We start from the raw sequence: 2,485 nt of genomic DNA on the forward strand, positions 1-2,485 counted from the left end.
CTGGCAACCGGAAGGCTGACGTCGAAGAGGTCGGCGACTTGCTCGTCGTTCCTGCGCTCCCTGGCCGCCTTGTACGCGGCGGCCAGGGGCAGCAGCAGTTCGGCTCCAAGTTCCTGCGCTTCCCACTGAGCCATTTTCATCCTGCGTAGCGGTCGGCTTCGACGCGGTGCAGGACGAGGATGGCCTGCACGATCGCGGTCGCTCGGCGTGGGCAGCAGCGCAGCTTGACCAGGATTTTCCAGGTCTAATAGAACCCGAACGGCCGCCGTTGACCTCGGGACTATGCCGAAGCCGGGTGGATTCCTACTCAAGACCCCGGTCCTGTGAGGCCTCTTTCCAGGCTTGGTGCGCCCTGCCGAGTGCACGGTCAGGTGGTCGGGCGGCGGCCGTTCAGCCAGGATTGTCTCGATTGCCGGCGCACGGTCGCTACAGGCCCAGCACGACCGGCACTGCCGGGGCGGATCACTTCACGCAGGTCAGGATGGTTACTTGTTCGTGGTTCGAGCCCGCCAGCATGATGCACCCCTCGCTTACCGGGAGCCGTCGAGCTCTGAACCAGCACGGGAGTCGTGGTGGTCGCTGGGATCGCGAAATGGCTAATCGGAGGGTAGGCCACGAGCCTCGCTATTAGGGTGCCGCGCGATCCTACCAGGGGTTTGACCTAGGTCGATGTAAACGTTCGAGTGAACGGGAGCAGCTTTGAGCAAGGTGTTCTGCGGAATCGACTGGGCCGAACGGCATCACGACGTCGCGCTGGTCGACGAGCACGGCGAGTTGGTGGCCAAGAGGCGCATCCACGAGACGGTCGAAGGTTGGCAACAACTGCTGGACATGATGGCCGCCGCCGGCGACACCGCCGAGGACCCGATCCCTGTGGCGATCGAGACGCCACGCGGGCTGCTGGTAGCGGCGTTGCGGGCCAGTAGCCGGCCCGTCTACGCGATCAACCCGATGGCGGTGTCCCGCTATCGGGACCGGCACAGCGTCTCGCGCAGCAAGTCAGACCACGCCGACGCGATGGTCTTGGCGAACATCCTGCGCACCGACGCCCACGTCCACCGCGCCTTGCCCGCTGACACCGAACTCGCTCGCGCCATCGCCGTCCTGGCCCGCGCGCAGCAGGACGCGACCTGGCGGCGCACCAAGGCATCTAACGAGCTTCGCTCACTGCTCCGCGAGTACTACCCGGCCTTCCTCGACGCTTTCATCAACCGCAAGGACTACCTGACCAGCAGCGACGCCCGCGCGATCCTCGCCGTTGCCCCAACGCCGGCAGCCGGGGCCAAGCTGAGCAAGGCACGCATCGCCGCAGCGCTGCGCCGCGGCGGCCGCCAACGCGGTATCGACGCCCTTGCCGCCGAGATTCAGCAGGCACTACGCGTGCCACACCTACGGCAACCGTCGATGATCGAGGACGCGATGGGCACTACCGCACTGGCGTTGCTGGCCACCCTCAACACCGAGTGCGCCAACGTCGCTCAGCTCGGCGAAGCCTGCGCCCAAGCATTCACTCAACACCCCGACTACCAGATCATCACCAGCTTTCCCGGCCTGGGTGACCTCACCGGCGCCCGTGTCCTGGCCGAACTCGGTGACGACCGCACCCGCTTCACCGACGCCCGCGCCGTTAAGGCCTACGCCGGCTCCGCACCCGTCACCCGCGCCTCCGGACGGAGCATCTCCATCACTCACCGCCGCGTCAAGAACGACCGACTCGCTGCCGCCGGCTGGGTCTGGGCGTTCGTCGCCGCCACCAACTCACCCCACGCACGCGAGCACTACAAACGACGCCGGGAAGTCCACGCCGACCGCCACGCCGCCGCCCTACGCCACCTCTTCAACCGGCTCATCGGCTGCCTACACCAATGCCTCACCACACGGCAGCTCTACGACGAGACCAAGGCATTCCCCACCCGAAACCCAACCCTCGCTTGACCCTTACAGCTATCGGAGGTCTGGAAAATCCTGGTCAAGCAGCGCTGCTGCCCACGCCGAGCGACCGCGATCGTGCAGGCCATCCTCGTCCTGCACCGCGTCGAAGCCGACCGCCACGCAGGATGAAAATGGCTCAATCTGCTCGACCTGGCTGTCTACAAGATCAGCGTGTCCCGGGTGCTTGGTGACTACGGCACCGCTGTCGACTACGCTCGGCAGGTCGACCCGGCCCGGATCGTCATGCCGGAGCGCCGAGCTCGCTACTGGGAAGACACAGCGCTGGCACTACACGGCCGCGGGCGCCCACAGGCGACATTCCAGGCGCTGCTTGCTGCCGAGCGAGACACCCCGCAGGAGGTTCGCTACCGGCCATGGGCGCAGCAACTCACAACCGAACTACTCAACCGCGACAGCCGCAACCTGCTAGTACGGCAGCCGCCGTTTGAGATGTCGCTGGTGGGGCCGGGTAGACGAGGTGCGGCCACCGCGTGATCGTCTGTCTGCTGTGGACATGACTTCAGATCTGGCGGTGGCCGCGTGCCACAGCGTA

General features: G+C 66.2%; 2 protein-coding genes and 2 pseudogenes. 3 read left to right on the forward strand and 1 reads right to left on the reverse strand.

Annotated elements, in window-relative coordinates; all coding sequences use genetic code 11:
- Window positions 1-136: 136 nt before the first annotated feature.
- Window positions 137-241: pseudogene (locus ABD52_RS39625) on the reverse strand (IS5/IS1182 family transposase); the annotation flags it as partial.
- A 458-nt stretch (window positions 242-699) separates the two neighbouring features.
- On the opposite strand from ABD52_RS39625, the gene ABD52_RS36960 reads away from it, so the two are divergent.
- The 3 genes and pseudogenes from ABD52_RS36960 to ABD52_RS38850 all read left to right on the forward strand — a co-directional run bounded on the left by ABD52_RS36960 (window position 700) and on the right by ABD52_RS38850 (window position 2,427).
- A complete protein-coding gene (locus ABD52_RS36960) occupies window positions 700-1,935 on the forward strand; it encodes an IS110 family transposase (RefSeq protein ID WP_013289118.1) in 1,236 nt (411 codons plus the stop codon).
- Between the two features lie 15 nt (window positions 1,936-1,950).
- Window positions 1,951-2,061 (forward strand): annotated as a pseudogene (locus ABD52_RS39630) (IS5/IS1182 family transposase); the annotation flags it as partial.
- A gap of 51 nt (window positions 2,062-2,112) precedes the next feature.
- The gene (locus ABD52_RS38850; RefSeq protein WP_235437686.1) at window positions 2,113-2,427 is read left to right on the forward strand and encodes a hypothetical protein; all 315 of its coding nucleotides are present in this window, start codon (window positions 2,113-2,115) and stop codon (window positions 2,425-2,427) included.
- Window positions 2,428-2,485 lie beyond the last annotated feature (58 nt).

Origin of the sequence: Micromonospora sp. RV43 (genome assembly GCF_001029515.1) — a bacterium.
GTDB classification, from domain to species: Bacteria; Actinomycetota; Actinomycetes; order Mycobacteriales; family Micromonosporaceae; genus Micromonospora; species Micromonospora aurantiaca.